The organism is Staphylococcus lugdunensis, from assembly GCF_001558775.1.
GTDB lineage: Bacteria > Bacillota > Bacilli > Staphylococcales > Staphylococcaceae > Staphylococcus > Staphylococcus lugdunensis.
Genome location: NZ_CP014022.1, coordinates 744,810 through 761,943, shown reverse-complemented (window position 1 = coordinate 761,943; position 17,134 = coordinate 744,810). Strand labels below are relative to the sequence as shown.

At 32.1% G+C, this 17,134-nt stretch carries 15 protein-coding genes, 2 tRNA genes and 1 pseudogene; 13 read left to right on the top strand and 5 right to left on the bottom strand.

Features of this window, described 5'->3' with window-relative positions; translation table 11 throughout:
* Positions 1-52 precede the first annotated feature (52 nt).
* Positions 53-1,246 carry a lipoteichoic acid biosynthesis MFS flippase LtaA gene (ltaA, locus tag AL499_RS03605; protein ID WP_002492863.1) on the bottom strand — a complete coding sequence of 398 codons (1,194 nt, stop codon included), beginning with the start codon at positions 1,244-1,246 and terminating at the stop codon, positions 53-55.
* Positions 1,224-2,399, bottom strand: coding sequence for a diglucosyl diacylglycerol synthase (locus AL499_RS03600; protein WP_002478409.1), 1,176 nt, complete (start codon positions 2,397-2,399; stop codon positions 1,224-1,226). Before AL499_RS03600 ends, ltaA begins: the two co-directional genes overlap by 23 nt.
* 408 nt (positions 2,400-2,807) lie before the next feature.
* Here AL499_RS03600 and AL499_RS03595 point away from each other — a divergent pair, with 408 nt between their 5' ends.
* The 7 genes from AL499_RS03595 to AL499_RS03565 all read left to right on the top strand — a co-directional run bounded on the left by AL499_RS03595 (position 2,808) and on the right by AL499_RS03565 (position 12,498).
* A complete protein-coding gene (locus AL499_RS03595; RefSeq protein ID WP_002478408.1) occupies positions 2,808-4,292 on the top strand; it encodes a UDP-N-acetylmuramoyl-L-alanyl-D-glutamate--L-lysine ligase in 1,485 nt (494 codons plus the stop codon).
* Positions 4,282-4,536 carry a YueH family protein gene (locus AL499_RS03590; protein WP_002492860.1) on the top strand — a complete coding sequence of 85 codons (255 nt, stop codon included), beginning with the start codon at positions 4,282-4,284 and terminating at the stop codon, positions 4,534-4,536. The genes AL499_RS03595 and AL499_RS03590 overlap by 11 nt, the downstream gene beginning before the upstream one ends.
* Positions 4,537-6,099 carry a peptide chain release factor 3 gene (locus tag AL499_RS03585; protein WP_002492862.1) on the top strand — a complete coding sequence of 521 codons (1,563 nt, stop codon included), beginning with the start codon at positions 4,537-4,539 and terminating at the stop codon, positions 6,097-6,099. It abuts the gene before it with no gap.
* A gap of 307 nt (positions 6,100-6,406) precedes the next feature.
* Positions 6,407-7,204 carry a TerC family protein gene (locus tag AL499_RS03580; RefSeq protein WP_002492869.1) on the top strand — a complete coding sequence of 266 codons (798 nt, stop codon included), beginning with the start codon at positions 6,407-6,409 and terminating at the stop codon, positions 7,202-7,204.
* A gap of 199 nt (positions 7,205-7,403) precedes the next feature.
* Positions 7,404-9,380: a S1C family serine protease gene (locus AL499_RS03575; protein WP_037540868.1), complete on the top strand. Its 1,977-nt coding sequence runs from the start codon at positions 7,404-7,406 to the stop codon at positions 9,378-9,380.
* A gap of 16 nt (positions 9,381-9,396) precedes the next feature.
* Positions 9,397-10,755, top strand: coding sequence for a TrkH family potassium uptake protein (locus AL499_RS03570; protein ID WP_002459487.1), 1,359 nt, complete (start codon positions 9,397-9,399; stop codon positions 10,753-10,755).
* 228 nt (positions 10,756-10,983) lie between these two features.
* A complete protein-coding gene (locus AL499_RS03565; RefSeq protein WP_002478405.1) occupies positions 10,984-12,498 on the top strand; it encodes a bifunctional metallophosphatase/5'-nucleotidase in 1,515 nt (504 codons plus the stop codon).
* Between the two features lie 102 nt (positions 12,499-12,600).
* Here AL499_RS03565 and AL499_RS03560 read toward each other — a convergent pair whose 3' ends face one another.
* Entirely contained in the window at positions 12,601-13,203 is a 603-nt protein-coding gene (locus AL499_RS03560) for a CPBP family glutamic-type intramembrane protease (RefSeq protein ID WP_002459485.1), read from the bottom strand.
* Between the two features lie 6 nt (positions 13,204-13,209).
* Positions 13,210-13,395: a YkvS family protein gene (locus AL499_RS03555; protein WP_002459484.1), complete on the bottom strand. Its 186-nt coding sequence runs from the start codon at positions 13,393-13,395 to the stop codon at positions 13,210-13,212.
* Positions 13,396-13,594: 199 nt separating this feature from the next.
* Between AL499_RS03555 and AL499_RS03550 the strand changes: the two genes are divergently transcribed.
* Positions 13,595-14,581 carry a lipoate--protein ligase gene (locus tag AL499_RS03550; protein WP_002492871.1) on the top strand — a complete coding sequence of 329 codons (987 nt, stop codon included), beginning with the start codon at positions 13,595-13,597 and terminating at the stop codon, positions 14,579-14,581.
* Positions 14,582-14,656: 75 nt separating this feature from the next.
* Here AL499_RS03550 and AL499_RS03545 read toward each other — a convergent pair whose 3' ends face one another.
* Positions 14,657-14,875: an IDEAL domain-containing protein gene (locus AL499_RS03545; RefSeq protein WP_002478404.1), complete on the bottom strand. Its 219-nt coding sequence runs from the start codon at positions 14,873-14,875 to the stop codon at positions 14,657-14,659.
* A gap of 218 nt (positions 14,876-15,093) precedes the next feature.
* Between AL499_RS03545 and AL499_RS03540 the strand changes: the two genes are divergently transcribed.
* The 5 genes and pseudogenes from AL499_RS03540 (at position 15,094) to AL499_RS03520 (ending at position 17,024) form a co-directional block, all read left to right on the top strand.
* The gene (locus AL499_RS03540; RefSeq protein ID WP_002492866.1) at positions 15,094-15,663 is read left to right on the top strand and encodes a competence protein ComK; all 570 of its coding nucleotides are present in this window, start codon (positions 15,094-15,096) and stop codon (positions 15,661-15,663) included.
* Between the two features lie 143 nt (positions 15,664-15,806).
* A tRNA-Asn gene (locus AL499_RS03535) sits at positions 15,807-15,881 on the top strand.
* A 1-nt stretch (position 15,882) separates the two neighbouring features.
* A tRNA-Ser gene (locus AL499_RS03530) sits at positions 15,883-15,971 on the top strand.
* Positions 15,972-16,067: 96 nt separating this feature from the next.
* Positions 16,068-16,763 (top strand): annotated as a pseudogene (locus AL499_RS03525) (minor capsid protein); the annotation flags it as partial.
* Between the two features lie 12 nt (positions 16,764-16,775).
* On the top strand, positions 16,776-17,024 hold the full coding sequence (locus AL499_RS03520; protein ID WP_002492864.1) for a hypothetical protein: 249 nt from the start codon (positions 16,776-16,778) through the stop codon (positions 17,022-17,024).
* Positions 17,025-17,134: the final 110 nt, after the last annotated feature.

The window sequence follows — 17,134 nt, the reverse complement described above, 5'->3', positions numbered from 1 at the left end:
GAATAAAAGATACTGTATGATGCACAGTCTAGTCATCATACAGTATCTTTTTTTAATGCGTATGTTTATTTGATTTAACGAAAAACGTGCCATAGAAAAATGCTAGAAATAGGAATACTATAGCTGAAAAGTAAAATGCATTATTCAAACTGTTTGTGAATTGAGTGATAAGACCGCCAAATAGTGGACCTATCATCGAACCAAAACCTTGCACACTATTAAAAACGCCCCATGTTTCTTCTTGTTCTTCGGGATTAATTTGTCCTGCCATAAACGTATTCCAAGCAGGGAGCAATAAACCATACATAAGGCCAATAAATAATGCAATTAACCACACAATCATGATGTTTGTGACTAATGACAGCCAGAAAATAAATGCTGTGTATAGTACAAAGCCAAAAATGATAATGCTATACATAAAGTTACGGCTATTATTGTCAATCATTTTAGATAAGAACAGCATAGAAAAGGCACAGGCCAATCCACCAATTACAATAGCAATGGTATATTCTATGGTTGTTACTTTGACAACTTTTGTCGCATACGTCGGTAAAATAGGAACGAGTGCTGAAACTGCTGCACCTTGGAGTAAAATACCAGGAAACAACACAAGATGTCGTTTCATAACGTTAATAATTTGACCGATTTGTTCTTTAACTGGCTTAGTATTGTAATTAGTTAATTGAATATTAACAAAGTAATACATAACCCAAGCAACAATGACAACTAAAGACATCATAAAGGCAAAGCGAGTAGGGTGCAATTTAACAAGCACATTCATAAACGCCCAACCAACGAGCAACCCAGAGAGCCATGCAAAATAAACATAACCCATTTGTTTGCCACGTTTATTTTCCTCTACACTTGATAGCATGATAACCCAGATTGGGCTAACAGCGATACCGAGCATAATCGCTGATAAGATAATGATAATAGGGTTTGCTGGAACCCAAATCACTAAAAATAAACTAATAAAAGCGAGGAAAAAGCCTGCTGTTAGCACAAGCTTTGCTCCCCATTTTTTTAGTAGAAAACCTATAACGAAATTGGTAGATGCATCTGCAATAAAATGTATGGATAAAGCTGCAGATGTTACAGCCACGGAAATCGATGTGACAGTTGGCAAATAGTTGATATAACTAAGTGTATACATACCACGTGCGAATTCCATTAAAAATAAAATAATTAGCATGATGACAAAGCTTTTCTTACTATTTGTATGACTATTTGACAAAGAATCTTGCATACAATGGAACCCTTCCGTAAACTTCTTGATATTGTGATGAGTGATTGATTAAAGATAATAAATCAGTACATAATTTATATGTAGAATAATCTACTTTTGTTTTTTTCATGCGTTGTGACATTGCTTGTAAAGCTTGTACATCATGCGTTAATTCAGATACACAGTTAATTGCATCTTCAGGTGTATCTGCAATTCTACCAAAACCTTTGTTTTCAAAATAACGCGCATTTTCTAACTCTTGTCCAGGTGCAGGGTTTAAAAAGACCATAGGAAGCGTTCTTGTTAGCGCTTCGGATATTGTGATGCCGCCTGGTTTTGTAATCATAAGTTGACTTGATGCCATCCATTCATTCATATTTTTAGTAAATCCTAGAATTAATACATTTTCTTGTTCTTTGAATTCAAAGGCTAATGATTGTTTTAAACCTTTGTTTTTGCCGCAAATCATCACAATTTGTGCGTGCGGACTCTTATCTAATATAGCTTTAATCAATTGGTCGAAACCTTTAGACACTCCGAATGCCCCTGCAGACATTAAAATCGTTGGTTTTTCTGGGTCTAATTTATGCTTTCTTAACCAAGCATCTTTATCAATCGGAGCTTCGAATTTATCTGATATTGGAATGCCTGTAACCTTAATATGAGATGCTGGGATGCCTACACTCATAAAATCAGCTTTGGTATCTTCAGTAGCTACATAATAACGCTGTGAATGCGGTGTGATCCAGTTTTTTTGCATACGATAATCTGTCATTACAGTTGCGATAGGTATGTTCATATTAAACTGTTCCGTTAAAACAGACATGACTGGTGTTGGAAAAGTCAAGAGGATCAAGTCAGGCTTTTCCTTCAACAGCAAGTTTATTAATTTATTTAAGCCATAATATTTGTAAAAACATTTATCTATCTCTTCAGGGCGACTATAGTAAAAGTTTTTGTACATATTGCGAAAATATTTAAAGCTATTGATATACCACTTTTTACAGATAGAAGTCAAAATTGGATGAGCTTCCATAAATAAGTCATGTTCAATAACACTGAGATGATCCAAATTCATTTCATTGAATTGGTTAACGATACTTTCTGTTACTTGTAAGTGTCCGTTACCAAAGGACCCAGTAATAATCAATATCTTTTTAGTTTGAGTAACCATAAATAGCCACCCTCCGTTAGTTTCAGTTTCAATTATATCTAAGCATTATAACACATTCATTCATCTTTGATAGTCGTCGTTGTCTTAATGTTACTAATCACTTAATAGTACTTTATTAATATAAAAATGTTAAATAATTAAGTCCTTACTATATTAATTGACTATATCTTTGTATATTACCATGGTAGCACGATTTTAATGAAATGTATTGTCATAATACAATTTATAGTAAATTTTTAAAATTTTTACCCTAAATTAATAAAGTTAAGCCCTAATTAATTTTTTGACTAATTAAATCGGATGTAAATGTTTTGATTGAAAAAGATAAGAATAAATTTATCATCATCTTTAAAACGTGTATAATGAAAGTATTGTAAAAAAAGTATTGTAAAAAAGGAGCGATACGTTTTGAATGCGAGCACATTATTTGAAAAAATTAGAGTAAAACAAGTAATTGGAACTTTAGATAGACACGTAACGGATATTACAACGGATTCACGTACAGCTAAATCAGGAAGTATTTTTGTAGCATCAAAAGGTTATACGGTAGACAGTCACAAATTTTGTCAAGATGTCATTAACCAAGGATGTCAAATTATTGTTGTGAAAAGTAAGCAAGAAGTCGAAGGCGATGTAACTCAAATTATTGTTAGTGAGACACTCAGAGTGGCAAGTTTGTTAGCGCATACCTTATTTGATTTTCCGAGCCATCAATTAACGACGTATGGTGTTACTGGAACAAATGGTAAAACTTCAATTGCTACCATGATTCATTTGATTTATCGTAAGTTACATAAAAATAGTGCTTATTTAGGAACAAATGGTTTCCAAATTAATGAGCAAAAGACAAAAGGTGCGAATACTACGCCTGAGACAGTGTCATTAACTAAAAAGATTAAAGAAGCCGTGGATGCTGGTGCAGAAGCGATGACAATGGAAGTGTCAAGTCATGGTTTAGCTTTAGGTCGACTTAGAGGTGTTGAATTTGATGTTGCTATATTTTCAAATTTAACACAAGATCACTTAGATTTTCATGGCACTATGGAAGCATATGGACATGCTAAATCATTACTCTTTAGTCAATTAGGAGAAGATTTATCTAAAGAAAAGTACGTAGTTTTAAACAACGATGATGCTTTTTCTGAATATTTAGCGTCAGTAACCCCATACGAAATTTTTACATACGGTATTGATAACGATGCGCAATTTAAAGCAATTCATATTAATGAATCATTACAAGGAGTAACATTTGAACTTGACACACCATTTGGTAACTATAATGTACAATCACCATATGTTGGTAAATTCAATATTTCAAACTTAATGGCAGCAATGATTGCTGTGTGGAGTAAAGGAATACCTTTTGAAACTATTGTCGAAGCAGTGAAAACGCTTGAACCGGTCGAAGGACGACTTGAAGTACTTGATCCGAATTTACCTATAGATTTGATTATTGATTACGCACATACAGCAGATGGAATGAACAAATTAATAGATGCTGTTAAACCATTCGTAAAACGAAAACTGATTTTCTTAGTAGGTATGGCGGGTGAACGTGATTTAACTAAAACGCCAGAAATGGGAACAGTAGCTTGTCGAGCAGATTATGTTATCTTTACACCAGATAACCCAGCTAATGATGATCCTAAAATGCTAACTTCAGAATTAGCTAAAGGGGCCACGCACGATAACTATGTTGAATTTGAAGATCGCGCAGAAGGCATTAGACATGCAATTGAAGTTGCCGAACCGGGGGATACAGTTGTATTAGCATCTAAAGGAAGAGAACCTTATCAAATTATGCCAGGACATGTTAAAGTTCCGCATAGGGATGATTTGATAGGCTTAGAAGCTGCCTATAAGAAATTTGGCGGTGGCCCCGTTGATCGTTAAACAACTGATTATTCATCATGAAACGGTTAATGTTTATCTATATAAGAATAAAGAAAAAAATCATTTGTTGATAGCTATTCCAGATGTTTTCTGGTCTTTCGAAATATCTTTAGCTACACATATAAATAAAATTAACGATGAATTAATGATGCAATTATTTACTTTTAATAATGAACAAGATGCAAGTACAATTGCTTCTAAATTAACTGGTTGGATTGCGGATAATTTAAAAGGAGATTTATAAATGAGTTTAAAAGATGAAGTAGAGTCAAGAAAGACGTTTGCCATCATTTCTCACCCAGATGCTGGTAAAACAACGTTAACAGAAAAACTATTATACTTTAGCGGGGCGATTCGTGAAGCAGGTACTGTTAAAGGTAAAAAGAGTGGTAAATTTGCTACAAGTGACTGGATGAAAGTTGAGCAAGAACGTGGTATTTCAGTTACAAGTTCAGTTATGCAATTTGATTACGATAATTATAAAATCAATATTCTTGATACACCAGGGCATGAAGACTTTTCAGAAGATACGTATCGTACTTTAATGGCTGTTGATAGTGCTGTCATGGTTATCGACTGTGCTAAAGGAATCGAACCACAGACATTGAAGTTATTTAAAGTTTGTAAAATGAGAGGTATTCCGATTTTTACATTTATCAATAAGTTAGATAGAGTTGGTAAAGAACCATTTGAATTATTAGATGAAATTGAAGAAACATTGAATATTGATACATATCCAATGAATTGGCCTATCGGTATGGGACAAAACTTCTTTGGCATTATTGATCGCAAAACAAAAACAATTGAGCCATTTAGAGATGAAGAAAATATATTACATCTAAACGATGATTTTGAACTGCAAGAAGCGCATGCAATCCAGAATGATAGTGCATTTAGCCAAGCAATTGAAGAAATGATGCTCGTTGATGAAGCTGGAGAGCAATTTGATGATGAGGCCTTATTAAGTGGCGATTTAACACCTGTATTCTTTGGGTCAGCATTAGCAAATTTTGGAGTGCAAAATTTCTTAAATGCTTATGTTGATTTTGCGCCAATGCCTCATGCAAGACAAACAAAAGAAGATATAGAAGTAAGTCCATTTGATGCTGATTTTTCAGGATTTATATTTAAAATTCAAGCCAATATGGATCCAAAACATAGAGATAGAATTGCCTTTATGCGTGTAGTAAGTGGTGCATTTGAGCGAGGTATGGATGTAACGTTACAGCGTACACTTAAAAAGCAAAAAATCACACGTTCTACTTCATTTATGGCAGACGATAAAGAGACGGTCAATCATGCAGTTGCTGGTGATATTATAGGTTTATATGATACGGGGAACTATCAAATTGGTGATACACTGGTTGGCGGTAAACAAAAATATAGTTTTCAAGATTTACCCCAATTTACCCCGGAAATATTTATGAAAGTATCTGCCAAAAACGTTATGAAACAAAAGCATTTTCATAAAGGTATAGAACAATTAGTACAAGAAGGTGCAATTCAATACTATAAAACATTACACACCAATCAAATTATTCTAGGTGCAGTAGGCCAGTTGCAATTTGAAGTATTTGAACACCGCATGAAGAACGAATATAACGTCGATGTTATCATGGAACCTGTAGGTAGAAAAATTGCTAGATGGATTGAAAACGAAGATGATATTAAAGATAAGATGAATACATCACGTTCTATTCTAGTTAAAGATAAATATGACCAACTTGTATTCCTTTTTGAAAATGAGTTTGCAACACGTTGGTTTGAGGAGAAATTCCCAGAAATAAAACTTTATAGCTTGTTGTAATTATATGAATCTTCAAGTTACTTATAAATTAGCCACACAATTTGTAGGCAATATATTGTACTAAGTTATCAATATATGTATAATATTGGTAACAAATGAATACCTATGACTGATGTCAGAGGGGAGTAACTTGAGATGTGGACAGGCACTTCGCTGCATTTATTAATAAAATGTCTGCATTAACACTTTATCGTCACTACGAAGGATGACTTCCGGTAAAGTGAGCGTCATCGCTTAGTGAGACCTTTGCTAATAATTTAGCATGGGTCTCTTTATTTGTATATCATGAACAAAGGAGTTGTCCGCTTTGGATCCGAGCTTAATTTTGCCTTATTTATGGGTTATACTCGTTCTTGTATTTTTGGAAGGCTTACTTGCCGCAGATAATGCAGTCGTAATGGCGGTAATGGTAAGACATTTACCACCAGAACAAAGAAAGAAAGCCTTGTTTTATGGATTATTAGGTGCTTTTATATTTAGATTTATTGCATTATTCTTAATTAGTATTATTGCGAACTTTTGGTTTATACAAGCAGCAGGGGCTGTTTACTTAATTTTTATGTCTATTAAAAATTTATGGAATTTCTTCCATAGTAAAGATGAAGCTCAACCTGAAGGTGATGATCATCATTATGATGAACACGGGGTTGAAAAGAAATTAAGCCCATTACAATTCTGGGGCACTGTATTAAAAGTTGAGTTTGCAGATATCGCATTTGCAATTGATTCTATGTTAGCCGCAATGGCAATAGCTGTAACATTACCAAAAGTTGGAATTCATTTTGGTGGTATGGATTTAGGTCAATTTTCGGTGATGTTTATTGGCGGCATGATTGGTGTTATTCTAATGCGTTTTGCAGCAACATGGTTTGTAGAGCTACTTAACAAATATCCTGGCTTAGAAGGTGCAGCATTTGCTATTGTAGGTTGGGTAGGTATCAAGTTAGTTGTGATTGTTTTAGCACATAAAGACATTGCCGTGTTACCAGAAGATTTCCCACATTCAACTTTATGGCAAACTATATTTTGGGTAGTAATGATAGGTTTAGTTTTGGTAGGTTGGTTAACATCTGTACACAATAATAAAAAACGTGAACAACAATAAAGATAGATAACTTTGTCCATGGAGCATTCATGGGCAGAGTTTTTTTATAACTATAACAAATTGCAGATTTTAGTTAGACATATTAAGATTTAAAATATAGAAGTATATAGTAAAATGCTATAAATGTTCGTTATCATCAAGCAATTATACATTGATTGTGTCATAATAATAGAGTAATAAAAGTAAGGAGTTGTCATCTTTGGATAAGGGTAAAAAACAAGTGATACCTAGAAGTCAGTATCGAAGAAAAAGACGCGAATTTTTCCATAATGAAGAAAGAGAAGCACGAATTCAACAAGAGCAACAAGAAAAATTAAAACAAGCAAAAAAAGAAGCGCAGCAATCTAAAGTTAATGAAGAGCGTGTTAAAGATAATTTAAGAAAAGCACGTATTGAGAAATTAACGCAAGAAGAAATCCATCAACAACACAGTCAAGATATAAAAGAAAATACCCCAGACACTAGTATTCAAGATAATAATCATATAAAACAACAAGTTGGAAAAGAAACAAATAGTATTGATGATGAGAAAAATACAGTAGAACATCACGCTAAAAAAACTGACGAAAAAATAAAGCAACAGAATGCGATTGACCGTGCAGATAATTATCAAAATGATGAACCTATTCAACAGAAAACATCAGAAACAAAAGAAAAGCCAAAAGAGACAGAATTACAAAATGATAGTAAAGATAATAAAGAGCAGCAACGAGATACATTAGAGAAACAGGAATCAAGACCTAAGAAAACGAAAAAAAAACGTAATAGTAAATTCAATCAGTTAACAACAAAAAAAGCCAATCAAGAAGAGCCACCTTTATACACACACCAGCAAATAAAGAAAGAAAATACACAACGTAAAAACGATACAGAGACAGTAAATTCAAAGGATGAACAAAAGCAACAAGCAGCAAATATAACAAGCGCTAAAAAGAACCATAAGCAAACACATCAAGAAAAGTCTAAAAAAACACAAACAGAACCCAATAAGGCAACTAAAGAGAATAAACAAGATAATATTAATAATGCACAGATTTTAGAAAGCATCACTAAATTCTTTAAAAAACATTGGGTTAAAGTTGTTATTGTTGTTGCAGTAATTATATTAATTTTATTATTAAGTGCAATATTTAGAAATGTAAATAACACTGGAACAAATCAAAGTGGTTTACTCAACTCTGGAAATCATGATAAGAAATATACAGCTACTATGAAAAGTGCCAATAGCGCAGTTAAATCAGTAGTTACGGTGGAAAGTGAATCACCTAAAAACAGCACCTTACCCAAAGATACTAAAGACTCAGAAAGTGAAATTGGTTCAGGTGTCGTCTACAAAAAAGTGGACGGCGCCATTTATATTATGACCAATGCACATGTAGTAGGAAATGAAAAAAAACAAAAACTTACATATGGCAATAACCAAACAATTCAAGGAAAAGTTGTAGGAAAAGATAAATGGTCTGATATTGCTGTTATCAAAGCTGAAGCACCTAAAGATGATGCATTAACACCAATTGACATTGGCGATTCTAGTAATTTAATACTCGGACAATCCATTTTAGTGGTCGGTAACCCATTAGGCGTTGATTTTAAAGGCTCAGTTTCTAAGGGGATTATTTCTGGTATGAATCGTTTTGTACCAGCTGATTTAGATAAAGATGGTAAATATGATGTTTTATCGAAAGCATTTCAAGTTGATGCACCAGTTAACCCAGGGAATTCAGGTGGTGCTGTTGTGGATGAAAATGGTGACTTAATAGGTATTGCCTCTTTAAAAATCAACATGGATAACGTAGAAGGTATGGCATTTGCCATTCCAATTAATGATGCTCAAAAAATTGCAAAACAACTAGAAGATAAAGGGAAAGTTGTTTATCCTAATACAGGCATTGATTTACAAAATGTCGGCGACTTAAATGATACTGAAAGAAAAGCAATAAAATTACCGGACAAAGTAAAAAATGGTGTTGTGATTAAACAAATCGATACAGATTCTTTAGGTGAAAAATCGGGTTTAAAAACAGATGATGTCATAGTAGAATTAGATGGTAAGCTAATTGAAGATAATTTGAGATATAGACAGATTATATTTAGTCATAGAGAAGATTTAAAAACGATTACAGCAAAAATTTATCGTGATGGTGAGCTGAAAGAAGTAAAAATTAAATTGAAATAGTGTTGAGGTGAAGTAGATGTCTATCTTCAATCAGTTACTAAAGAAAACCACTCCTCAACAGGGGATTGTACTGTATTATTTAGTAGCCATCGTCATTGCATTTTTATTATTAAATTTACCATTTGTCCATAAACCTAATGTCAATGTCAATCCAATAGATACTTTATTTGTAGCTGTATCTGGTATTAGTGTGACTGGATTATCGCCAGTTAATATTGTAGACACATATTCTACATTTGGCCAAGTCATCATTCTAATCATTCTAAATATTGGTGGCATTGGTGTGATGGCTATTGGAACCCTATTATGGGTTGTATTAGGTAAACGTATTGGGATACGTGAACGTCAACTCATTATGCTTGATAATAATAGGGAAACGATGAGTGGAACAGTTAAATTAATACTTGATATTGTAAAAACCATATTTGTTATTGAATTAGTCGGTGCATTATTACTAGCATTTTATTTTTATAGAGATAATCCAGATTTAAAAAATGCTTTAATGCAAGGTTTATTTGTGTCAATATCAGCTACTACAAATGGGGGCTTAGATATAACAGGGGAATCTCTTATTCCTTATGCAAATGATTACTTTGTCCAAACTATCGTGATGGTATTAATTATTTTAGGTTCCATTGGATTCCCAGTACTATTAGAGACAAAAGCATATATAAAAAATAGAATAACTAACTTCAGATTTTCATTATTTACAAAAATAACGACATCAACTTATTTCTTCTTATTCTTTTTTGGGATTATAGCAATTTTAGCACTAGAACATAATCATGCATTTAAAGGACTTAGTTGGCATCAGGAATTATTTTATTCATTCTTTCAGTCAGCAACTACAAGAAGTGCAGGATTACAAACGATAGATGTGACTAACTTCAGTGATGCTACAAATATTATTATGAGTTTACTCATGTTTATTGGTTCATCTCCTAGTTCTGTAGGTGGTGGAATTCGAACAACTACATTTGCTATCTTAATATTATTTGCACTTAATTTTAGTAATAATGAAGAAAAAACATCTATTAAAGTTTTCAATAGAGAATTGCATATTATGGATATACAACGATCATTTGCTGTATTTATAATGGCAAGTATTTTAACCTTTGTAAGTATGATTGTTATTGCTACAGCTGAGAATGGTAAATTAACTTTCTTACAAGTGTTTTTTGAAGTGATGTCTGCGTTTGGTACTTGCGGGTTAACACTAGGGGTAACTGATGATATTAGCAATGTGACTAAAATAGTATTAATGGTTCTTATGTTTATAGGACGTGTAGGTTTGATTTCATTTATTATAATGATTGCCGGTCGAAGAGAACCAGATAAATATCATTATCCAAAAGAGCGTATTCAAATTGGTTAATTATCACTTGTACGTTGGAATAGAAGCAAAACGATAGTTTAATAATTAATTACACAATCTTGTCGGGGCGAGACTACGAATTCATATTGAATTCTGTCTCGCGCCTTTTTTAATATTTCTTAATATGTCTAGCTGTTGATGAAGAATTTAAAAACATACAGAAACTTGTTTAACATGGATTGTTTAATATGATCGATGTTAAACTAAAGTTGACAGGAGGATGGCAATATGGAGAAAAATGAGAGAATTAGTGTTGACGTCATTACTACTACGGATATGCATAGTCAATTCTTAAATGGAAATTATGGCTCAAATATATATAGAGCAGGGCAATACGTAAAAGATATTAGAAAACGTAATAAACATGTCTTGTTACTTGATAGTGGAGGAAGTTTAGCCGGCTCGTTACCAGCTTATTACTATGCCATAGTTGCTCCATATAAGCGACATCCTATGATAAAACTAATGAATGCGATGCAATATGATGCAAGTGGTATTAGTTCAGATGAATTTAAGTTTGGTCTGTCCTTTTTAACACGCTCAGTATCACTTGCAAGGTTTCCATGGTTATCCGCAAATATAGAATATAACATGACACGTGAGCCATACTTTTCAACGCCTTATGTAATCAAACAATATCAAGATGTGAGAATTGGTATTATAGGATTAACCGCAGATGGATTAATGAAAAATGAATACGCTGAAATGGAACCAGATGTAAAAATCGAGAAAACCTTACTATCTGCTAAACGCTGGATTCGTTATATTCATGAAACTGAGAAAATTGATTTTTTAATTGTAATTTATCATGGTGGTTTAGATAAAATAAGCCAAACTACAAATAGTCGTCATAGTGAAAATGCAAATGAAGCTGAGAAATTAATACGTGAGATGGGTGTGATAGATTTAATTATTACGGCGCATCAACATCAAACGGTAATAGGTAAAGACAATGAAACGGTGTATGTACAAGCTGGACAAAACGCTGAAGAATTGGTTCATATTAATATACAGTTTAAAAAACGCACGAATAGCTATGAAATAGAACATGTCAATGCCGAAGCTATAAATTTAAATCAACATAATGAAGATGAAGCATTATTAAAGCTAACATATTATGATAGAAAAGCAGTTACACATTGGTCTAATGAAATCATTGCTGAAACCTCGTGCTCCTTACAAGTAAATAGCTTAGAAGATATGGTAGCTGGTTCACATCACTTTACACAACTGCTGCATGACAGTTTGCGGTATGCATTTAACAATAATATCACCTGTGTTAATGTGCCTAGAAATGGAGAGCAAGGGTTAAAACAGCAGATACAAAATAAAGATATTTATGAAGCATATCCTCATCCAGACAAACCCATTGATATAACGCTGTTAGGTCAACAGATCAAAGATATCTTAGAATATAGTTATGCACATTTGGAAATTGAAGATGACCATTTGAAACAAACTGTGATAGATGAAACGTTATGCACGCAATGGCAAGGATTTAATTATGAAGTGAATATGAAAAAGCCGCCATTTCAAAGGGTTACTATTAAAGGAATTGATTTAAATGGTAGTTATCGTGTTACTATGACCGATTATTGTTTTAGAAATTATCAGTTTATCATTGGTGACGTTATAGTAAACAGAGATAGTTTTGAATATCCAATGTCATTTATTATGACAAAACTATTAAACACCCATGACTATCGCCCTCAAATTAAAAATAATTTTATTGTAAACTCCTAACAATGATGCTTCATTAATTATAAACGTATTGTAGCATTCAATTACTTGTTTTAAACTAAAAAATAAAAGCATTTCTTAGCTGCATAGACTAAGAAATGCTTTTTAACCATGAAATATTAATAATAGAATAATTGCAACAATCTGAGCAACAGATGTTGTTGCAATGCGACGTGTATAATGATAGCTGAGGGATAAAATAAGTTGACATACAAAGATGAAAACAACAATCCACCAATTATCTAAGTAAATAAACAAGGAACTGGAACATAATGCTGTAATTAGTACTTGTAACCAATATGGTAAATGAAATGCATTTAATTCCTTTTGCAGCACAGTTCGCATATATAATTCATGGCATGGTATGACAAATAATAAAGTAATTAGCATTTGCCATTTATAATGAACACCTGTTTTCGTTAATTCTTTAATTAATTCAGTGTAACTTAAATCATTTGAAATAAACGAGAATATTAACTGAATAATAATGAGTAAAAGGGCTGTAATTAATCCAACACCAATTGAAGTCAATAATCTTTTTGATTTAATGTCTCGCTGATAAAATACATAGCTTATTCCAGCAATTAACATAATACCAGTATATAGGTACCAATATTCTTGATGTTCGCCCCACATCACAAGTAAAATAAGGTGAAATACGATAAAGCTTGCAATAAACCATTTTAAAGCATTAGATATCTTCTTCATTGAAAATTAACCTTCTTGTTCAACGATTTTATACCGTTTATGATTAATTACAGTTTTTTCAGGTAAATCTAAGTCATTGAAATTTTCCATGATAGTCAAATCAACAATAACAGAGTTATCATTTATTTTTTCAACACGGCCTCTTAAACCGTCATAAAATTCTACAATATTACCTACTTCAGCAACAGTCATTCTGAGTCCTCCCTCAAATCATAGCTAAATTTTATTTTACTAAAAATTACACTACAAATAAACAAATTTCTCTTATAAATGCATATTTAAAGCTAAAATATGAAAAAAATGTCATAAATGAGTTAATGATTGGAAATTTTATTGGAATTAAGGCATAAAGTAAATAAGGGCATAAAGAAGAGAACTAAGGAGAGATAGAATGAAGTTTATAAGTAATAATAATATTACTGATCCAACACTTAATCTTGCCATGGAGGAATATGTTTTAAAACAATTACCCTCAGAGGAAAGCTATTTCTTATTTTACGTGAATCGACCATCAATCATAGTTGGGAAGAACCAAAATACGATTGAAGAAGTAAACAAGGAATACATTGATGAACATCATATTGACGTGGTACGTCGTATTTCAGGTGGTGGTGCTGTTTATCATGATACAGGAAATCTAAACTTTAGTTTTATAACTGATGATGATGGAAATAGTTTTCATAATTTCAAAAAATTTACCGAGCCCATTGTTCAAGCATTACAGTCATTAGGAGTAAATGCTGAAATGACAGGACGTAATGACATTCAAGTAGGTAGCGCAAAAATTTCTGGGAATGCAATGGTAAAAGTCAAAGATCGAATGTTTAGTCATGGCACATTAATGTTGAATAGTGAATTAGATGAAGTGCAGAATGCTTTACGTGTTAACCCAGCAAAAATAAAATCTAAAGGTATCAAATCCGTACGTAAACGTGTTGCCAATATTGAAGAGTTTTTAACAGAAAAAATTACTATTGAAGAGTTTAAACAAATTATTTTAAAAACGATTTTCGGTGAACATGAAGTAGAAGAATATCATTTAACTGATGACGATTGGAAAAAAATAAAACAATTAAGCAATGAAAAATACAGAACATGGGAATGGAATTACGGTAGAAACCCTAAATATAATTTTGAAAGAGAACATAAATTTGAGCGTGGTTTTATACAAATAAAACTAGATGTTAAAAAAGGAAAAATCGAACATGCTAAAATATTTGGTGATTTCTTTGGAGAAGGTAATATTACAGAATTAGAACAAGCATTAATTGGGTGCTTACATGATTATCCTCACATCAAAGAGGCTCTAGCTGATTATGATTTTTATTATTATTTTGGAGATATTGATAAAGATGAAATAATTAAGTTAATGTCCTAAGCATTAATTAAGGGCTATTCGCTTACTTGTTTAAGTAGTGAATAGCCCTTTTAGGATTTATACCAGGATCCGGATTTAGTCATTTAGAAACGCCTCCAATTTTTTGTATTCGTTTGTGTAATTCATAAAGTCTGTTTCGTTTTTATCAATGAGTGCCTTATCAATCAAGGTGGTTAACTTATCCTTTCTAGCCTTTCTTAGCGCCTCATCAATAATAAGTTCAACGCCTAAGTCGTTAACTGTAGTGACAAATTGATCAAGAGTTGTGTGTTGCACATTAGTATTATAATGCATAAGAAACACGACCTTTCTACATATTTAATTTATTTAAAATTAGTATACATCTGTTCAATTTCGAAATCAATGAATATTCTGACATTTATTCGAGAAAAAGGTGTAAATATATTCTTAAGGTATAACTTGACATTAAATAAAAATGATATAAAATATTAGTCAGTTATATGTTTTGAAGAATATATAATACTTTAATCGAAAGAAAGGAAGGTTACTCTATGGACAAAAAAACCATATATGTTATACGTAAAGGAGATATGGTCATACGACCCATTATCGACGATTATGGACATGCTCAAGGAACAGAAATCATTAAATTTGACACCACAAAAGAAAGAAGCCCATTTAAAACGCAGAAAATTATAGAAAGATCTTGCAAGTTTTACGGAAATAATTATCTTAGCAAAAAAGCAGAAACAAGTAGAATCGCTCGTATTAATAGCAAACCTCCGATATTACTCACTCCCTTATTCCCAACTTATTTTTTTCCAACACATTCTGACAGACAAGAAGAAAACATATGGATTAATATGCATTTTATTGTAGATATTAAGCCTTTAAAGCACAGAAAAAGTAAAGTCATTTTTACTAATCATGAAACACTTATCATAAATGTGTCATTTCATAGTATGTGGCATCAATATATAAATGCCATTTTTTATTACTACATGGTAGATAAACAATCTAAAATGTGTTCAAATAACCCGGATATGCCTATTGATTATGAAAAATCCTCACTAAATATTTACGAAGCACTTTCCCAATATTCTCTATTAGATAATAAATAGCAGTGTGTTTAAATTTAAATTATGCGGGATGTTTATATTAATTTAGTGTAAATATTCCGTATAAATTTTAAAGAATATCTATTGCAAAAATCACGTTTATTGTTATAATAGTATTTGTGCTCATTGGAGATACTATACATTAATCCACAGTAGCTCAGTGGTAGAGCTATCGGCTGTTAACCGATCGGTCGTAGGTTCGAGTCCTACCTGTGGAGCCATGGAAACGTACTCAAGTTGGCTGAAGAGGCGCCCCTGCTAAGGGTGTAGGTCGCGAGAGCGGCGCGAGGGTTCGAATCCCTCCGTTTCCGTAATATCATTAACCCCATTAAATCAACGTTTAATTCACGTGATTTAATGGGGTTTTTATATAGATATAGTTTAATGGTGTGGATTAATCTAAATGCTTATTAATTACTGAATCTGCAAGAGTACAATCAGAATCGCAAAAGCTAACTTATTTAAAAGAATTGGGTGAAGATGGAGAGTACAAATATGTAGCTAAAATAGATAATAAAACATCTAAAATATGTTACTCATTAAATGGCAACATTTTTAAAGTTAAAGATATGGTTCCAGGTATTAATGCACCTCCTATGCACCAATGGTTTAGAAGTACAACTGTTCCGAATGTTGGTAATTGGCGAGATCAATTCTTTAAAGAACGTAAAGGTAAGTATAAGATAGAAGTTATAACTAATGAGTCAGGTGCACTTAATAGCAAAAATGATGAATACGGTATAAAAAGAATAAGACATGCACGAATGTACTATGATTCTGTGAAAAATCGTGATAAACAGATAGAAATTAAAACTATTGCTAAAAATGTTAATATTAATGAAAATACGATTAAAAGAGTTTATGAACATTTATTTGAGAATAAGTACCTATTAGACAATGGTATTAAACAATTTGGCCCAGACTTTTATATGGCTCAAAGTTGGCAACGATTAAGAGAAGGTAAAAATATTAAAAGAATGGATATAATAATGTTGAAGCATGAGGCACTTGAACACTATTTAATGAACAAGTATAATTTAAGTTATAAAGAAGCACATAAACTGGCTGAGAGGAAATACAATTACAGTGATTTAATTAAGTAGAGGTGAGAGAAATTGCTTACTTTAAAAATTCAAGAAGTAAATAGTCAGAATGTAATATATAAATATTATCCAAATGATGATATAAATATTCAACCAGGTATTATTCATATGGACATAGATAGTCTTCAAATTATCAATGTTGAGAAATCTGAAATAGAAGATAAAGAAAAAGATAATTATTTAATACATGCTATAGAAAGAATAGAATCAAATACAAGTAAGAAAATTTTCCCTAAGTCTGAACTTGTTGCTTGGGGATAGAACACCTAACTAACAATAAAAGTAAAGGTGCTATTTTTATATACTTTTTTAACCTTCTTAGGAAGGTTATTTTTTATGCCCAAACCATGTTTACGGTGTTAAAAGGTGCA